This is a genomic window from Kitasatospora aureofaciens (assembly GCF_019192735.1).
Classification (GTDB): Bacteria; Actinomycetota; Actinomycetes; order Streptomycetales; family Streptomycetaceae; genus Kitasatospora; species Kitasatospora aureofaciens_A.
In genome coordinates, this window is record NZ_JAHTKP010000032.1 from 35,903 (window position 1) to 51,986 (window position 16,084).

17 protein-coding genes and 1 pseudogene are annotated in these 16,084 nt (G+C 68.9%); 10 read left to right on the forward strand and 8 right to left on the reverse strand.

All coding sequences use genetic code 11. From position 1 onward, the window contains the following. The first annotated feature begins 193 nt into the window (after window positions 1-193). Both KV557_RS26400 and KV557_RS26405 read left to right on the forward strand, forming a co-directional pair. Window positions 194-1,351 (forward strand): Glu/Leu/Phe/Val dehydrogenase dimerization domain-containing protein, encoded by a 1,158-nt coding sequence (locus tag KV557_RS26400; RefSeq protein ID WP_218203983.1) that lies wholly within the window; start codon window positions 194-196, stop codon window positions 1,349-1,351. A 395-nt stretch (window positions 1,352-1,746) separates the two neighbouring features. After that, complete coding sequence (locus KV557_RS26405; protein ID WP_218203984.1) at window positions 1,747-2,007, forward strand: DUF3073 domain-containing protein; 261 nt, start codon at window positions 1,747-1,749, stop codon at window positions 2,005-2,007. A gap of 157 nt (window positions 2,008-2,164) precedes the next feature. On the opposite strand, the gene purM is transcribed toward KV557_RS26405, so the two are convergent. The 3 genes from purM to KV557_RS26420 all read right to left on the reverse strand — a co-directional run bounded on the left by purM (window position 2,165) and on the right by KV557_RS26420 (window position 6,096). Then, window positions 2,165-3,250: a phosphoribosylformylglycinamidine cyclo-ligase gene (gene purM / locus KV557_RS26410; RefSeq protein ID WP_218203985.1), complete on the reverse strand. Its 1,086-nt coding sequence runs from the start codon at window positions 3,248-3,250 to the stop codon at window positions 2,165-2,167. 96 nt (window positions 3,251-3,346) lie between these two features. Continuing rightward, window positions 3,347-4,927, reverse strand: a complete 1,581-nt coding sequence (gene purF / locus KV557_RS26415) for an amidophosphoribosyltransferase (RefSeq protein ID WP_218203986.1) — start codon at window positions 4,925-4,927, stop codon at window positions 3,347-3,349. A gap of 323 nt (window positions 4,928-5,250) precedes the next feature. Then, on the reverse strand, window positions 5,251-6,096 hold the full coding sequence (locus KV557_RS26420) for a diacylglycerol kinase (protein ID WP_308130077.1): 846 nt from the start codon (window positions 6,094-6,096) through the stop codon (window positions 5,251-5,253). A gap of 126 nt (window positions 6,097-6,222) precedes the next feature. Here KV557_RS26420 and KV557_RS26425 point away from each other — a divergent pair, with 126 nt between their 5' ends. Both KV557_RS26425 and KV557_RS26430 read left to right on the forward strand, forming a co-directional pair. After that, window positions 6,223-7,506 (forward strand): adenylosuccinate synthase, encoded by a 1,284-nt coding sequence (locus KV557_RS26425; protein ID WP_218203987.1) that lies wholly within the window; start codon window positions 6,223-6,225, stop codon window positions 7,504-7,506. Between the two features lie 124 nt (window positions 7,507-7,630). Next, on the forward strand, window positions 7,631-8,233 hold the full coding sequence (locus tag KV557_RS26430) for a GNAT family N-acetyltransferase (RefSeq protein WP_218203988.1): 603 nt from the start codon (window positions 7,631-7,633) through the stop codon (window positions 8,231-8,233). A 64-nt stretch (window positions 8,234-8,297) separates the two neighbouring features. Here KV557_RS26430 and KV557_RS26435 read toward each other — a convergent pair whose 3' ends face one another. After that, on the reverse strand, window positions 8,298-8,717 hold the full coding sequence (locus KV557_RS26435) for an ATP-binding protein (RefSeq protein WP_256177981.1): 420 nt from the start codon (window positions 8,715-8,717) through the stop codon (window positions 8,298-8,300). Window positions 8,718-8,958: 241 nt separating this feature from the next. Between KV557_RS26435 and KV557_RS26440 the strand changes: the two genes are divergently transcribed. The 3 genes from KV557_RS26440 to KV557_RS26450 all read left to right on the forward strand — a co-directional run bounded on the left by KV557_RS26440 (window position 8,959) and on the right by KV557_RS26450 (window position 10,375). Then, entirely contained in the window at window positions 8,959-9,903 is a 945-nt protein-coding gene (locus KV557_RS26440) for a DUF5753 domain-containing protein (protein ID WP_218203990.1), read from the forward strand. Window positions 9,904-9,905: 2 nt separating this feature from the next. Further along, complete coding sequence (locus KV557_RS26445; RefSeq protein ID WP_218203991.1) at window positions 9,906-10,106, forward strand: DUF397 domain-containing protein; 201 nt, start codon at window positions 9,906-9,908, stop codon at window positions 10,104-10,106. 74 nt (window positions 10,107-10,180) lie between these two features. Further along, window positions 10,181-10,375: a DUF397 domain-containing protein gene (locus KV557_RS26450; protein ID WP_218203992.1), complete on the forward strand. Its 195-nt coding sequence runs from the start codon at window positions 10,181-10,183 to the stop codon at window positions 10,373-10,375. Window positions 10,376-10,541: 166 nt separating this feature from the next. On the opposite strand, the gene KV557_RS44940 is transcribed toward KV557_RS26450, so the two are convergent. Together KV557_RS44940 and KV557_RS26460 are read right to left on the reverse strand one after the other, a co-directional pair. Beyond that, complete coding sequence (locus KV557_RS44940; RefSeq protein WP_374106674.1) at window positions 10,542-10,937, reverse strand: HIT family protein; 396 nt, start codon at window positions 10,935-10,937, stop codon at window positions 10,542-10,544. Then, entirely contained in the window at window positions 10,871-12,289 is a 1,419-nt protein-coding gene (locus KV557_RS26460; protein ID WP_218203994.1) for a pyridoxal phosphate-dependent decarboxylase family protein, read from the reverse strand. Before KV557_RS26460 ends, KV557_RS44940 begins: the two co-directional genes overlap by 67 nt. 263 nt (window positions 12,290-12,552) lie before the next feature. On the opposite strand from KV557_RS26460, the gene KV557_RS26465 reads away from it, so the two are divergent. Then, window positions 12,553-13,683: a helix-turn-helix domain-containing protein gene (locus tag KV557_RS26465; protein WP_218203995.1), complete on the forward strand. Its 1,131-nt coding sequence runs from the start codon at window positions 12,553-12,555 to the stop codon at window positions 13,681-13,683. A 40-nt stretch (window positions 13,684-13,723) separates the two neighbouring features. Here KV557_RS26465 and KV557_RS26470 read toward each other — a convergent pair. After that, window positions 13,724-14,260 (reverse strand): annotated as a pseudogene (locus tag KV557_RS26470) (NUDIX hydrolase); the annotation flags it as partial. 293 nt (window positions 14,261-14,553) lie between these two features. Beyond that, the gene (locus KV557_RS26475; RefSeq protein WP_218203997.1) at window positions 14,554-14,709 is read right to left on the reverse strand and encodes a hypothetical protein; all 156 of its coding nucleotides are present in this window, start codon (window positions 14,707-14,709) and stop codon (window positions 14,554-14,556) included. A gap of 310 nt (window positions 14,710-15,019) precedes the next feature. On the opposite strand from KV557_RS26475, the gene KV557_RS26480 reads away from it, so the two are divergent. Continuing rightward, window positions 15,020-15,874 carry a helix-turn-helix domain-containing protein gene (locus KV557_RS26480; RefSeq protein WP_218203998.1) on the forward strand — a complete coding sequence of 285 codons (855 nt, stop codon included), beginning with the start codon at window positions 15,020-15,022 and terminating at the stop codon, window positions 15,872-15,874. After that, window positions 15,871-16,083 (forward strand): DUF397 domain-containing protein, encoded by a 213-nt coding sequence (locus KV557_RS26485; RefSeq protein ID WP_218203999.1) that lies wholly within the window; start codon window positions 15,871-15,873, stop codon window positions 16,081-16,083. The genes KV557_RS26480 and KV557_RS26485 overlap by 4 nt, the downstream gene beginning before the upstream one ends. The last annotated feature ends 1 nt before the right edge of the window (window position 16,084 follow it).

A 16,084-nucleotide genomic window follows, 5' to 3' on the forward strand; every position in this document is an offset into this window, starting at 1 on the left:
CACGCGCCGCCCGGAGCCGGGAGAGCGCGCCCCCGAACCGTTCGCGCCCGCACTCCGCACCCCCTCCCGTCTCACTCCGCGGACAACCGGCACAAGCTCGGACAAGAGGGCGGATCGGCGGCGCGCCCGCGACTACGCTTCGCCTTAGGCGCCCGCACCACAGCAGCGGGCCTTCGATACTGGAGTCACCACAGTGACCGACGTACAGACCCCCGCCACGCACCCCGCACCCGGCGTGCTCAGCAGGATCTTCCGTACCGAGCAGGACGGCGCCCCCGGCGACGGCCACGAGCAGGTCGTCCTCTGCCACGACCGCAGCTCCGGGCTCAAGGCGATCATCGCCATCCACTCCACCGCACTCGGCCCGGCCCTCGGCGGGACCCGCTTCTTCCCGTACGCCTCCGAGGAGGCGGCCCTGGAGGACGCACTGAACCTGTCCCGCGGGATGTCCTACAAGAACGCGCTGGCCGGGCTCGACCTCGGCGGCGGCAAGGCCGTCATCATCGGCGACCCGAACAAGGACAAGAACGAGGCGATGCTCCGGGCCTACGGCCGCTTCGTCGAGTCCCTGCGCGGCCGCTACATCACCGCCTGCGACGTGGGCACCTACGTCCAGGACATGGACGTCATCGCGCGCGAGACCGAGTTCGTGACCGGCCGCTCGCCCGAGCACGGCGGCGCCGGCGACTCGTCCATCCTGACCGCCTTCGGCGTCTTCCAGGGCATGCGCGCCACCGCCCAGGCCCGCTGGGGCCAGCCCACCCTGCGCGGCAAGCGGGTCGGCGTCGCGGGCGTCGGCAAGGTCGGCCACTACCTGGTCGGCCACCTCGTCGCGGACGGCGCCACCGTCGTCATCACCGACGTCTCCGAGGCCGCCGTCAACCGCGTCCGCGCGGCCCACCCGGAGGTGGAGGTGGTCGCCGACACCGCCGCCCTGCTCCAGGCCAAGCTGGACGTCTACGCGCCCTGCGCCCTCGGCGGCGCGCTGACCGACCAGAGCGTCGCCGCGCTGACCGAGTTCGGCACCTCGATCGTCTGCGGCGCGGCCAACAACCAGCTGGCCCACCCGGGTGTCGAGAAGGACCTCGCCGACCGCGGCATCCTCTACGCCCCCGACTACCTGGTGAACTCCGGCGGCGTCATCCAGGTCGCCGACGAGATCGAGGGCTTCAACTTCGAGCGGGCCAAGAACAAGGCCACCAAGATCTTCGACACCACCCTGGAGATCTTCACCCGGGCCGCCGCCGACGGCGTCCCGCCGGCGGTCGCCGCCGACCGCCTGGCCGAGAAGCGGATGCGCGAGATCAGCGCGCTGCGCACGGTCCTGCTGCCGGGCGCCCGCCGCGGCTGATCCGGTCCCCTTCGGATCACGTTCGGACACCCGGTGCGCGGGGGGCGGCCCACATTCGCCCCCCGCGCATCACGATGTGGAACCGGATTCTCACTTCTACGCCCGATCGGGTGATCCAACGTCCCCCTAGGGGGGATAATCGATCCCGGAACAACGGACCTGAGGTACCTCCGGACAGCGTGCAAACTGCCGCAAACCCTCCCGTGACCTGGGAAGACCTGGTCTCGGGTGCGGCCAGTGCGCGCCACGTCACACCGACGACGTATCGTCCAGCGGCAGAAACAGGTACCGTTAATGCTCCAAGGGACGGTCCTCCCCATTCGGGCAGGCCGCTCTTGGTCATGAACACGTGTCAGACTCGGGGCCGTGAGCCCCATCGTTGAGGGGGTCGACCCATGGGGCGCGGCCGGGCCAAGGCCAAGCAGACGAAGGTCGCCCGCGAGCTGAAGTACAACAGCGGCGGGTTCGACGCCAATCGCCTGTCCAGCGAGCTGGGCGTATCGCCCTCCACCACCCCGATCGAGCCTGAGCCGATCGAGGAAGAAGAGGACGACGACCCGTACGCGGAGTACGCCGCTCGCTACGGCGACCTCGACGACGAGGACGACGACACCGAGCCGGGCACCGGGCCGTCGCAGGCCTCCCGCCGCTCGTAACCGCAGCTTCGCCGGACCGGTCCGGGCGCCCAGAGCGCCGGGCCGGTCTTCGGCGTTCCCGCGTACGGGCCGGCGCACGGTCGCGCCACCGGGCCGGCAGTGACGCGAGAGGGCCCCTCCGGAGCACCGGAGGGGCCCTCTCGACGTACGGGCCGGATCAGCCCGCCGTGAAGCCCTCGTAGGCGTTGTAGAGCGCCGCGCCGCCCTCGTGCTCGTCGGTGCGCTCGACGATGTCGCCCAGCAGCCAGGCCTCGACGCCGCGGTCCTCCAGGACCGACAGCACGACGTCCACCGAGTCCGGCGGGACGACCGCGACCATGCCGACGCCCATGTTGAGCGTCTTCTCGATCTCCAGGGTGGCCACCTTGCCGACCTCGGCGACGGTCCGGAAGACCGGCAGCGGGGTCCAGGTGCCGCGGTCCAGGCGGGCGTGCAGGCCGGCCGGGATGACCCGGGCCAGGTTGGCCGCCAGGCCGCCGCCGGTGACGTGCGAGAAGGCGTGGATCTCGGTGGCGCGGGTGAGCGCCAGGCAGTCCAGCGAGTAGATCCGGGTCGGCTCCAGCAGCTCCTCGCCGAGGGTGCGGCCGAACTCCTCGACCTTGCGGTCCAGCTTCCAGCCGGCCTGGTTCAGCAGCACGTGGCGGACCAGCGAGTAACCGTTGGAGTGCAGGCCGGAGGCGGCCATCGCGATCACCACGTCGCCGGCCCGGACCCGGTCCGCGCCGAGCAGCGCGTCGGCCTCGACGACGCCGGTGCCGGCGCCCGCGACGTCGTACTCGTCCGGGCCCAGCAGGCCCGGGTGCTCGGCGGTCTCGCCACCGACCAGGGCGCAGCCGGCCAGCGCGCAGCCCTCGGCGATGCCCTTGACGATCGCGGCGACGCGCTCCGGCACGACCTTGCCGACGCAGATGTAGTCGGTCATGAACAGCGGCTCGGCGCCGCACACCACGAGGTCGTCCACGACCATGCCGACCAGGTCGTGGCCGATGGTGTCGTGCTTGTCCATGGCGGCGGCGATGGCCACCTTGGTCCCCACGCCGTCGGTGGCCGAGGCCAGCAGCGGCCGCTCGTAGTTCTTGAAGGCGGACGCGTCGAAGAGCCCGGCGAAGCCGCCGAGGCCGCCGACCACCTCGGGGCGGTTGGCCTTCTTCACCCACTGCTTCATGAGCTCGACGGCGCGGTCGCCGGCCTCGATGTCGACGCCGGCGGCGGCGTAGGTGGCGCCGTTCTGGTTCGTGGTCACTGCGGTGCGGCCCTTTCGGGTCTGGTGGGGGGTGTTCGGAACACCGGGGGTGGGAACAGCGGTGGGGCCCCGCCTGCGGGACCCCACCGTGGTTCGTTACGGGCGGCGCAGCGCGTCGGCCGCGCCCGCTCCGCCGAGCAGGGACTGGACGCCGTCCAGGTCGCTGCCCGTCGGCTTGCCGCGGACGGCCGGGGGCTGCTGGCCGCCCTTGATCTCGGCCTCCAGCAGGAGCTTGCCGAGCAGCGCCGGGTCCGGCAGCTCCATCGGGTACTCGCCGTCGAAGCAGGCCCGGCAGAGCCGGTCCTTGGGCTGCTTGGTGGCCTCGATCATGCCGTCGATCGAGATGTAGGCGAGCGAGTCGGCGCCGAGCGTGCGGCCGATCTCCTCGACGGTCATCCCGTTGGCGATCAGCTCCGCGCGGGTGGCGAAGTCGATGCCGAAGAAGCACGGCCACTTCACCGGCGGCGAGGAGATCCGGATGTGCACCTCGGCGGCGCCGGCCTCGCGCAGCATCCGCACCAGCGCGCGCTGGGTGTTGCCGCGGACAATCGAGTCGTCGACGACGACCAGGCGCTTGCCGGCGATGACCTCGCGCAGCGGGTTCAGCTTGAGTCGGATGCCGAGTTGGCGGATGGTCTGGCTGGGCTGGATGAAGGTGCGGCCCACGTAGGCGTTCTTCACCAGGCCCGAGCCGTACGGGATGCCGCTGGCCTCGGCGTAGCCGATCGCGGCGGGGGTGCCGGACTCGGGCGTCGCTATCACCAGGTCGGCCTCGACCGGGGCCTCCTGCGCCAGCCTGCGGCCCATCTCCACGCGGGAGAGGTGGACGTTGCGGCCGGCGATGGAGGTGTCGGGGCGGGCCAGGTAGACGTACTCGAACACGCAGCCCTTGGGCTTCGCCTCGGCGAAGCGGGAGGTGCGCATGCCGTTCTCGTCGATGGCGATGAGCTCGCCGGGCTCGACCTCACGGATGAAGGAGGCGCCGCAGATGTCCAGCGCCGCCGTCTCGGAGGCGACCACCCAGCCGCGCTCCAGCCGGCCGAGCACCAGCGGACGGATGCCCTGCGGGTCGCGGGCGGCGTAGAGCGTGTGCTCGTCCATGAAGACGAGCGAGAACGCGCCCTTGACCTTGGGCAGCACGACCTTGGCCGTCTCCTCGATGGAGAGGTCCGGGTGGCCGGCGAGCAGCGCGGTCACCAGGTCGGTGTCGTTGGTCGCGGCGGTCCGGCCGGAGCGGGAGACGTGCTCCTCACCGGGCAGTTCGGCGACCATGGCCGCCAGTTCGGCGGTGTTCACCAGGTTTCCGTTGTGCCCGAGGGCCAGCGAACCGTGCACGGTCGCCCGGAAGGTCGGCTGGGCGTTCTCCCAGACCGAGGAACCGGTGGTCGAGTAGCGGGCGTGTCCGACGGCGATATGCCCGTGCAACGACCCCAGCGAGGCCTCGTCGAAGACCTGGGAGACGAGTCCCATGTCCTTGAAGACGAGAATCTGGGAGCCGTTGCTCACTGCGATGCCCGCGGATTCCTGACCGCGGTGCTGCAGGGCGTAAAGGCCGAAGAACGTGAGCTTGGCGACCTCCTCGCCGGGAGCCCAGACACCGAAGACGCCACAAGCGTCCTGGGGGCCTTTCTCGCCGGGAAGAAGATCGTGGTTGAGTCTTCCGTCACCACGTGGCACGCCTTCGAGTCTAGGGCAGTTGGCACAGGCTTCCGGAACCCGGGATGCCGGGATTGTTGGGCGATCGGTCGGCAACGCGCGTAGACAAAACCCCTTACCGGGTGGGGATTTCGGGGCGCGGAATTCCGGCGCGCGCCGATTCGCCTTGCGGTTCGCGCCCGTTGGCGTAATCCGCGTGCGAAGCGCCGGGTGTCGGGGCCGCGGCGAACGTGAGCCTGCTCACCCGGGGTTCACGCGGGCTTCACGGGTCGGTTGACGGGGTGATTGGCGGCCCGGCGGCTCGGCTTGGCGGCTCGGCTCACGGCTCCGTTCGCGGCCCGGCTTCACGCCGCGGGCAGGAGGAGGCCCCAGGCGCCCGGGTGCACCGTCCAGGTGCGGGCGCGGACCGGGCCGACCGGGTGACCGTCCGCCTCGTAGCCGAAGCCGCGCCCGACCACCGAGACGCTCGCGGCGCGGGCCCGCACGAGCGCGCCGGACGCACGGACGACGATCTCCATCACGCCCGTCCCGTCCGACTCGCCGGACGGCAGCGTGACCTGCACCAGCCGCACCGGCCGGTGGACGTCGGCGAGCAGCCGGCCGTCGGCCTCGACCCGGATCCGGGAACTGTGCTCGGCCGGCTCGGGGGTGAGTACGGTCCCCTGCTCGGCCGCAGCGAGTTTCGCCCATAGCGAACGCCAGCCACCCGGGCGCCCGGCCAGTCGCCGCGTCCCGACCCCGGAGATCCGCACCCCGCCGAGCGCGACCCCGCCACCGTCGTCCACCAGCAGGTCCAGCTTCCGCGGCGCACCCGACAGCACCGCCCGCGCCGCCGGCACCGGCTCCGCCGGCACGCCGAGCGCGCGGGCGGTGGCCAGGTCCTCCGACCGGCCGACCGGAACCATGCCCACCGGATCCGTTCCCAGCTCACGGTGGCGATGCAGGGCTTGCAGGACCCGCTGCAGAGCAAGATCGGAACCGATCACCACCGGTCTCCGTCGACCCCGGTGCGAAAGCACTCGGTCGAGTTCGGATGTGCTCTCCGGATACACCACCTTGACGTCCGCACCCCCGCAAAGCACGTCCTTCGCGATCCGCACCGACTCGCCGTCGGCCTGCCGGGCCGCCGGGTCGAGGAGCAGCAGGAGCGGCTCGGGGCCGCCGGTTGCAGGCGTGGACAGGGACGACACGACCGGTCCTTCCTCAGGTAATCTCTCGGTGCAAGAGCCCCTTGCGCTACTGCGCCAGGGGCTTCGTCTATCTCGGGGCAGACTGCGGCCTACGCAGGATGCCCCAACCGGAAGGGGTGTACGCCTGTGCCGGCACTCGTGCTCGTTGGCGCTCAGTGGGGAGACGAGGGCAAGGGGAAGGCGACCGACCTCCTCGGCGGCTCCGTCGACTACGTCGTCCGCTACCAGGGCGGCAACAACGCCGGTCACACGGTGGTCATCGGTGACCAGAAGTATGCCCTGCACCTGCTCCCTTCCGGCATCCTCAGCCCGAATGTGACGCCGGTGATCGGCAACGGCGTCGTCATCGACCCGGGCGTGCTGCTCTCCGAGCTCAACGGCCTGAACGAGCGCGGCATCGACACCTCCAAGCTGCTGATCTCGGGCAACGCCCACCTGATCACGCCGTACCACCGCACCCTGGACAAGGTCACCGAGCGCTTCCTGGGCAAGCGCCGGATCGGCACCACCGGCCGCGGCATCGGCCCGACCTACGCGGACAAGATCAACCGCGTCGGCATCCGGGTCCAGGACCTGTTCGACGAGTCGATCCTGCGCCAGAAGATCGAGGCGGCGCTGCACGACAAGAACCAGGTCCTGGTCAAGCTCTACAACCGCCGCGCCATCCCGGCCGAGCTGGTCGTCGAGGAGTACCTCGGCTACGCGGAGAAGATCAAGCCCTTCCTCGCCGACACCACCCTCGTCCTGGACGAGGCCCTGAAGGCCAACAAGGTGGTCCTGCTGGAGGGCGGCCAGGGCACCCTGCTCGACGTCGACCACGGCACGTACCCCTTCGTGACCTCGTCGAACCCGACCGCGGGCGGCGCCTGCACCGGCGCCGGCATCGGCCCGACCAAGATCGACCGGGTCATCGGCATCCTCAAGGCCTACACCACCCGCGTCGGCTCCGGCCCGTTCCCGACCGAGCTGCTGGACGAGGACGGCGAGGCCCTGCGCCGCATCGGCGGCGAGCGCGGCGTCACCACCGGCCGCGACCGCCGCTGCGGCTGGTTCGACGCCGTCATCGCGCGCTACGCGACCCGGGTCAACGGCCTCACCGACTTCTTCCTCACCAAGCTCGACGTGCTGACTGGCTGGGAGCAGATCCCGGTCTGCGTCGCGTACGAGATCGACGGGCAGCGGGTCGAGGAACTCCCCTACAACCAGTCGGACTTCCACCACGCCAAGCCGATCTACGAGACGCTGCCGGGCTGGAACGAAGACATCAGCAAGGCCAAGACCTTCGCCGACCTGCCGAAGAACGCGCAGGCGTACGTGAAGGCGCTGGAGGAGATGTCCGGCGCGCCGATCTCCGCCATCGGCGTCGGCCCGGGCCGGGACGAGACGATCCAGATCAACTCGTTCATCTGAGCCTGAACCTCTTCGAGGGCCCTGTGGGATCCATCCCGCAGGGCCCTTCGCCTTGCCTCGCCCCTTTTTGCACTAGCACATAAATCCATTGCGTCTAGTGCAGAGTGGCGCTACCTTGCGGATCATGACCGCGAAGCTGCCCGCGCCCGTCACCCTGACCGGCCGCCATGTCCGCCTGGAGCCCCTCGGGCGCCACCACGTCCCCGACCTCTGGGCCGCCGTCGGACCGGATCCCGAGGTCTGGCGGTGGATCCCCTTCCTCCCGCCCACGACCGAGGAGGAGTTGGGCGCGATCATCGATCACCGCCTCGGCGAGATCGCGGCCGGGGCGGCGGTGAAGTTCGCCGTCGTCGAGGTGGCGAGCGGCAAGGCCGTCGGCATCACCGGCTTCTACGACTTCAGCGCGGTGGACGAGCTGGTCGAGATCGGCGGCACCTGGTACGCGCAGTCGGTGTGGCGGACGGCCGTGAACTCCGAGTCGAAGCTGCTGCTCCTGCAGTACGCGTTCGAGGACTTGGGCATGGGCCGGGTGTGCTGGAAGACGGACGCGCTCAACGACCGCTCCCGCAACGCGATCCTGCGCCTCGGCGCCCAGTACGAGGGCACGTTCCGCCGCCACAAGCTCCGCGCCAACGGCATCTGGCGCGACACCGCCTATTTCTCGATGCTCGCCGACGAGTGGCCGGCCGCCAAGTCCCGGCTCACCGAGCGGCTTTCACTCGGCTGATTGCCTACCCGCCACGTCACCCAGCCCACGAAGACGAGCGCGACGAGCAACGACACCAGCCCGATCACGTGCGCCCCACCTTCGCCACGGCCCACACCGCCTTGCCGTAGCTTCCGATGACCTCGACACCCCACTCCTCCGAGAGCGCGTCGACGATGTCCAGGCCCCGGCCGCTCGCCCGCGAGTCGTCCGGGGCCTGCCGCTGGAGCGGATCGCCCGAGGCGTCGGAGACGGTGATGTGCAGCTTCCCGCCCCGGAGTTCGAGTACTACGGTCGGCCGCCCCTCCCCGTGGACCAGCGCATTGGTCACCAACTCGGAGACGATCAGACACGCCGAGTCGCCGTCCAGCCCGATGGTTCGGAGAACGTCCCGGAGGAGTCGCCGGATCGGCCCGACCATCCCGGGAAGGGCGGGCGGCGAGAGGTCCAGCCTGAACTCGGAGACCAGAGAGGCCCTTGAGGGACGGAAAGATGGAAGGCACATGACTGTCTCCAGCCCTGAGTTGAGAGGAATGTACCCACACGAGAAGAGGTCACCCGTGGCCTGCCCCCGCCGACGGCGAAGAGGACAGGCGTCGGCAGCCTGCACCCTCACACCCGGAGTGCACTTGGATCCGATCAACACTCAGTAGTCGATCCGACACTCAAGGTAAAGCCAACCCCCTCATGAGTGCAACCACTCACAAGAGTGACGCTACGGTGAGTCCCGGGGCGGGTGGCGCTGCGTGACCCACACGCGCGACACTGCCGGTGCCACGGGAAGGGAACGGACTTTGGCTCTGCGAGCGCACATCAGCGAACGCCAGCGGCGGTATGGCGCCGAGGTGCGCCGACTCCGCTTGAATGCCGATGTGGCGGTTCAGGCAGCCGCAGCCCATGTCGGCATGCGCGGCCCCCAGCTCAACCACATCGAAGCCGCACGCACCGGGCTCGACGAGACCAGGATGCGTTCACTGGCTGAGTTGTACGGCTGCACGGATGAGGAGTACCTGGCCACGCTGGCAGCGCTCGGTGCCAGCGACGGTAAGGGCTGGTGGAACGCCCACAAGCGGCGCGTTCCCGCCTTCGCGCTGGACCTCGCCGAACTGGAGCACTGGTCGAGCAGGGCCTACCTCAACTACGAGACGTTCCTGGTCCCAGGCCTGCTCCAGACCCCGGGCTACATGCACCAGCTCTTCGAGACGAGCGAAGCTCCACTCTCGCCCGAACAACGCGAAGACACCGTGTTCTTCCGTCTCCAGAGACAGCGGATCCTGGACGGGCCAACGGACTTCCATTTCGTGATCCACGAGGCCGCCCTTCTGATGTCCTTCGCAGGTGTTGACGTGATGCGCCACCAGCTCACCCATCTGCTTGCGGTATCCGAAAGACCGAACGTGACCATCCAGGTCTTCCCGTTCAGCGCGAAGGCGACCCCGCCGTACAGCGGCCCCTTTCTCATCACCCAACCTGCTTCAGTCGACCTCTCGACCGTCGTCATCGACAGCCCAGGCGAGCCGGCCTTCCATGACCTGCCCGAGACCGTGAGGAAGTTCAGAGATCGGTTCAATGATCTCCGCCGACTGGCGCTGTGCCCCGGAAGCTCAGCGACGTCATCCGCTCCTCACTCGCAGCGGGACTCCTGGGCAGTGATCCAACACATCAAGCACGGACTCGAATTGGAGAGGTAGCCATGCCGCGAAACTGGCAGAAGTCGACCAGCAGTTCCCAGGACGGCGGAAACTCGGTAGAGGTCTCCGTCAACGACCAGGGCCTGATCGAGGTCCGCGAGTCCGCCGCACCCAACTCGGTCATCGTCACCACCCCCGTGAAGTTCGCCCTCTGGATCGAAGGCGTCAAGCGCGGCGAGTTCGACCACTTCGGCAAGGCGTAGCGAATCGTTCCGGCGGCCCCTTGCGGAGCAAGGGGCCGCCGGCCAACCACAACCGCACCATCCTGGGAGCCACCATGAGCGACTGGCAGAGGCCGTCACTGAGCGGCGAGTCCAACGAATGCCTCGAAGTCCGGACCGTCGACGGCATGGTCGAGATCCGCGAGTCCGACTCCGACGAGATCATCGTCCGCACCACCCCGAAGAAGTGGGAAGCCTTCCTCCTCGGCGTCCAGGCCGGCGAGTTCGACCACTTCATCGCCGACGCATAGCCGAGCTGTTCCGGCGGCCCCTTGTTCCTCGCAAGGGGCCGCCGGGGCAACGGCCACGTGGGCCCTGGCCTATTCCCGTTACTGCATAACCCCATCCTTATGCGGCATCATCCTCCGCTGGAGCATCGGACACAGCAATCCGGTTCAGGCTCGAAGGGGTAGCCCATTACGCCAGTAGCCCGCGGAGAGCATCGGCATCCGCGCGGAATCGGTGATCCGCTGGATGGCCTGGCCGGAGGAAGGATGTGGGGAGTGGTGATCCTGGCGCCGGATCGTCGGTGTACCTGGGGATGTGGTGGACGTGCAGGTGGGGAACCGAGTTTCCCAGCACCTCATAGTTCATCTTGACGGGGTTGAAGTGGCTCTCGACAGCTCGCGCGGCCAGGAGCGTATCGCGAAAGAAGCCAGCGGCCTGGTCCTCGTCGAGCTGGGTCGGCTCGGCGACGTGGGGTCCGTTCCAGATCGCCATGGCGTAGCCAGGAAGGGCTGCCCGGTTCAGGTAGACGTCGGCGAAGGCTCCGTGCAGGATCCGGAGGCCATAGCCGTTGTCTTCAGGTGCCAGGTGCCTTCAGCGAGCATGCGGTCATGGATGGCCTGGTTGACCTTGTTGATCCGAACGACGTCGGGGGCCGCCAGGTCCACATCGGCGGGGACGTACATGAACGCCACCGCCGTCAGGTCGGGGTCGTTCAGGCGCACGAGCCTGGGCGAGGCGTCCACCAGCTCAGTGAACCGCCTCGTCGTGTCCAGCCGCCGTTCGACCATGGCCGCGAGCCCGGACCGGCCGTACGCCTTGACCATCATCCAGAGCTTGAGCGACATCCACGCCTTCGAGCCGATGAAGGGCGTGGTCTGACCGATCGCGAAGTCCTCCTGCATGACCAGGTCCGAGTAGCTCGCGACCATCCTCATGTGTGACGGGTCGCGCACCAGCAGCGCGCTGAGCGCGTACGGGATGCCCATGACCTTGTGCGGGTCCACCGTGATGCTGTCGAAGCCGCCGATCCCGTCGATCTTGTGACTGAGCTTGTCCGTCAGCGCACACGCGAGGCCCCAGCACGCGTCCGCGTGCAGCCAAATGCTCTCGTCAACCGAGCGCACCAGGTCGTGCACCCCACGGAGGTTCTCGATGGTGTGGGTGCGACTGTCGCCGGCGTACGCGACGACCGCCATCACCGAGCCGGCCTCCTCGCGGAGCGTGCGCTCCAGCGCCCGTAGGTCGTAGCGGTAGTCGACGGTGTCGACCTCGACCAGGCGGGAGCCGCAGCCGATCCACGCCATGGCGCTCTTGACGCTGTAGTGGCCGATCCCGCGCGGCACCACGATGGACAGCTTGGAAGGGTCGGTGATCCCGTGCTCCATGGTGCCCGGCGCACGGTGCTCCCTGGCGAGCATCATCGCGATGGTGTTGCTGAGCGTGCCGCCGTGGGTGACGCACCCACCGACGTCCCAGATCGACTCCGTCCTCTCGACCTGGGAGTTGCCGTATCCGAGCAGCTCGCGCAGCCAGCGCAGCACCACGATCTCGACGAAGGTGCCGCTCGGGGAGTCGAAGCTCTGGTTGATCAGGTTCTGCTGGGTGAACAGGGAGAGCAGACCGCCGCAGAGGGCCGCCACGTCATCGCCCGTGTCGCCGAAGCCGAGGAAGAAGGGAGTGTTCTCGTTCTTGCAGTCCGGAAGCACGTCGCGGACGAACTCGTCGAGTACCGCCTCGACCGGGCTGCCTTCCTCCGGCAGCGGGACGAGCAGCGTGTCCCTCAGCTCGAACGGCCGGCGGCGTGCCTGGGAAACGGAGTCCTGGAGCTTGAAATCGAGGCCCAGGCCGACAAGGCGGGTAAACAGGCCGAGCAACTCCTCGCGGTGCTCGGCGGTGAGATGGCGCGGCGGCTGATCCAGGACAAGCGGTGTGGTCATCGATGCCTCCAGTGATGCAACGTCACATGCCTGCGAGCCAGCGGCTGGATGAGACATGCCGTGCTGCCGCCAACCGATCGAATCGGAGCGAACCCTCCCCGGACGGGAGGCGCGGCGATTAGCTTGGGAACCATGAGAGCTGACCGGCGGCCCGGCCGGTAGCCAACGGGCCTTAACGTCACGGGGTTAACCCCTGCCGACCTGCGCCGATACGCCCGAGGTACGGCACCGGTCGGTGGCACGATCTCAAGGTGGGGGCGACGGTGTCAGCTCGGCTCAGGCAGGCGCGCAAGGCACACGGCTGGTCGCAGGAGCGGCTTGTCCACGAGATCGAGCGTTACGCCCGGCAGCACAGCCTCGACGTGGCTTCGACGGCGAGCCTGCGTGTCTACGTGTCGGAGTGGGAGAACAACCGGCGCCCGATCGGCCCGCTGTACGCGGCCGTACTTCGCGCCCTCCTCGGGCTCACCGATCGTGAACTCCTCGGCCGCACGACATCGGCCGAGCCCGTCACCGTCACCGGCTACGACGAGCTGATCGGCCGCATCGACTCGGCCCACAACCTGAGCCTCGGCATGGTCGACACGTTCATGGCCCAGACCGAGCTGCTGCGCACCGTCGACCGTCAGATGGGCGCCGCCGCCCTGGTGGACCAGATGCAGGCCCATCTGGCGGCGCTGGAGGAGTGTCTGACCTTCGCCGTGCTGCCGAGTACCCGGGAGCCGATTGCACGAGCGCTCGCCGGGGCAGCCACGCTCGGTGCATGGCAGGCACTCGACGTGGGCGCCACCGAGCGGGCCTGGCGGCACTACGAGCTGGGCAAGCGGGCCGCCGCCGAGGCGAAGGAGCCGATGTACCTGGCTCACGCCATGGCGGAGCAGGCCTACGTCCTGTCCGCGGCCGGCAAGTCGGACCTGGCCGTGCAGCTCGTGCAGGAGGCACATCGGACAGTCGGCGGCAAGGCATCGCCGCGCCTGCTGGCATGGCTGCACGCCGCCGAAGCCGAGCTCCTAGCTCAGGCGGGCCGTCCGGACGATTGCCGCCGCTCACTGGACCGAGCAGCCGCCGTCCTCCCGCCCGGGGACACCGACCGGGATCCCGACATGCTGAGCGTCTTCCTCAACGGCAACCACCTCACCCGGTGGCGTGGCAACGTGCTGGCCCGACTCGGCGACGACGCCGCGATGAGCGACCTGTACGACGCGCTCGCAGGCATGGACGCGACGTTCACCCGGGCCGCCGCCGGACTGCATTGCGACCTTGCACAGGCCCATCTCGCGCGCGAGGAACAGGACCAGGCCGTGAACCACTTACGCAAGGCTCGACTGCTCGCCAACCGCACGGGTTCCGCCCGTCACCGGGCGCGCATCGACCAGCTGGGCGCCAAGTTCTGAGGACATCAGTGGACGGCGGGGGAGCTGGCCCCGCGCCGACTCACCGCGTTCGGGCAGCCAAGATATGGAGGAGCGCCACCAAGGTGCCGGAGCCCATCAACTTCCCCTCCGCCATGAGCGCCGGAATGTCGGCCAGCGGCACCCACGAGATGAGTCCAGCCTCCTCGCCGTCCTCGGGCTTGCCCACCAAGGTCGCTCCCTCGCCGACGAAGACCTCGTGGGGGGAGTCCACCATCCCGACCATCGGCTGGAACGTCACCACGTGGTCAAGGCCGTCCGGACGCCAGCCGGTCTCCTCCTCCACCTCACGCAGCGCCGCCTGCCGGCCGTCCTCCCCAGGATCGACGATGCCACCCGGAAGCTCCCAGCCCCAGGAGTTCGGCACGAAGCGGTATCGCCACAGCATCAGCACCTGGTCTTCGGAGTCCAGGACCGCAGCTATGGCGACCCGCTTCAACCTGACCACGTGATGCTCGAACCGCGGAACTCCCGGTGGTTCGACATCCACCAGGGCGAGCTGCACCCAGGGGTTGTCGTACACCACTCGGTCCCCGTGGATCCGCCACGGCTCAAGCTCGTCCGCCTGATTGCTCATCAGCGTTCACATCCCGGTGTGAGAGCAGCAATGGCCCTAGTTGACCACAATGCTCCGAGACCCTGACAAGTGTCTGCGAGCTTGAACCGGCCTGCGGCTGCGGACGGCCAGGGCGAAGGAACGGGCGCCCTGCACTTCCATGGGTAAGAGTGGGTGGGTGCCGGACAGCCGGGGGTCGGTCACTGCGTCATCGTGTGCCCCAACCGAGCCTGGTCGATGGCGAGTTGCCCGGCGGTTTGAGCGCCGGGCAACCGGGCACCGGGGACCACCGCCAGCTATTTCTTCTTCGCGGAGGGGGAACGGCGGGCGGCGAGGTCGCACTTGGCCGAACGCGGTACGCGGGGTTGGGTGTTGACCAGCCAGACCAGCCAGCCGACGAAGAGCACGGCCAGCAGGAGAAGGGACAGTCCGGCGACGAGCAGGGTGTTCACCGGCTTACGGGAATGCGTCGGAAAGGGCGGGGAAGCGGCGGAAGCGGCATGGTTGTCTCCGGTCGGGTGATGTCGAGCCTGCCGACCATGCATCTGGTGTGTGTTTACGGCTGATTGACGACAAGGCGGGAGGACAACTGGTCACTGTGTGACGCGTTCGACCCTAGGGTCGAAGTGCAAGACTTGCTACCGAGAGAGTGAACGTTCACTCCATCGTGGGGTATCCCCCGTTTCAGTAGCTAGGGCCCGGTACGCACGGCACACTTCACCGGAAGCATCGACGGAACCCCGCGACCCGGAGAAGAGAGTCATGCCACCCCGCTTGTCGCCGACCGTGCGCCAGCAGCGCCTTGGCATCGAGCTGCGCAAGATGCGTGAACGCGTGGGCGTGACGCCCAAGAGCCTGGCCGCCACGCTGGGGACCGACCTGCCCAAGATCTCGCAGATGGAGAACGGGAAGTCCGGCATCAGCGCCGAGCGGCTCCGGATCTGGGCGCGCACCTGCGACTGCGCCGACGGCCCCTACCTCGACGCGCTGCTCGCGATGACCCGGGACCGCCGGAAGTACTGGTGGGACGGCTACCGCGGCCGGATCCCGAGCGGGATCATCGACATCGCGGAGATGGAGCACCACGCGGAGGCGCTGACGATCCTGCACACCAGCTTCATCCCCGGGCTGCTGCAGACCTCGGCATACGCCACCGCCGTGTTCGCCCGGCTGCGCCCCCCGCTGCCCTGGCACGAGACGGACGTGCGGACGGCATTCCGGATTCAGCGCCAGCAGATCCTGGTCGACCGGCCGAAGCCGTACACCGCTTTCGTCCACGAATCCGCGCTGCGGATGCAGTTCGGCGGGCCTGCCGTGCTGCGCGAGCAGCTGCTCAGCCTGCTGGAGGATTCCGAGCGTCCCGGGGTGGAGATCCGGGCGATCCCGTTCAGCGTGGACACCTTTCCGGGTTCCGGGGAGAGCCTGTATCTCGCCTGCGGGCCGGTTCCGGAGCTGGACACCGTCCAGATCGATCTCTCCCAGGGGCCGAAGTTCGTGCACACCGACGCCGATCTGCGGACGTACCGCGAGATCAAGGCGGAGACCGAGGCGATCGCGCTCGGGCCGGACGAGTCCCGGGACTTCATCCGGACCATGCTGAATAAAGCCGTCGCATGAGTGATTGGCAGAAGTCGTCGGCGAGCGGCGAGGCCAACGAGTGCGTCGAGATCAGGGCCGCCGACGGCCTGGTGGAGATCCGTGAGTCGGACCTCGCCGAGGTCGTCGTCCGGACCACGCCGCGCAAGTGGGCGGCGTTCGTCCGCGGAGTGAAGGCCGGGGAGTTCGACCGGTACTGCGACTTCGGCAGCGACTTCGGCGGGCTTTGAT

Bases quoted from the DNA above. Each gene is read 5' to 3' on its own strand.
- KV557_RS26450 (WP_218203992.1), top strand. From the start codon at position 10,181: ATGAGCGACTGGCAGAGGCCGTCACTGAGCGGCGAGTCCAACGAATGC.
- KV557_RS26485 (WP_218203999.1), top strand. From the start codon at position 15,871: ATGAGTGATTGGCAGAAGTCGTCGGCGAGCGGCGAGGCCAACGAGTGC.
- KV557_RS26430 (WP_218203988.1), top strand. From the start codon at position 7,631: ATGACCGCGAAGCTGCCCGCGCCCGTCACCCTGACCGGCCGCCATGTC.
- KV557_RS26405 (WP_218203984.1), top strand. From the start codon at position 1,747: ATGGGGCGCGGCCGGGCCAAGGCCAAGCAGACGAAGGTCGCCCGCGAG.
- KV557_RS26445 (WP_218203991.1), top strand. From the start codon at position 9,906: ATGCCGCGAAACTGGCAGAAGTCGACCAGCAGTTCCCAGGACGGCGGA.
- KV557_RS26460 (WP_218203994.1), bottom strand. From the start codon at position 12,289: ATGACCACACCGCTTGTCCTGGATCAGCCGCCGCGCCATCTCACCGCC.
- KV557_RS26480 (WP_218203998.1), top strand. From the start codon at position 15,020: ATGCCACCCCGCTTGTCGCCGACCGTGCGCCAGCAGCGCCTTGGCATC.
- KV557_RS26435 (WP_256177981.1), bottom strand. From the start codon at position 8,717: ATGTGCCTTCCATCTTTCCGTCCCTCAAGGGCCTCTCTGGTCTCCGAG.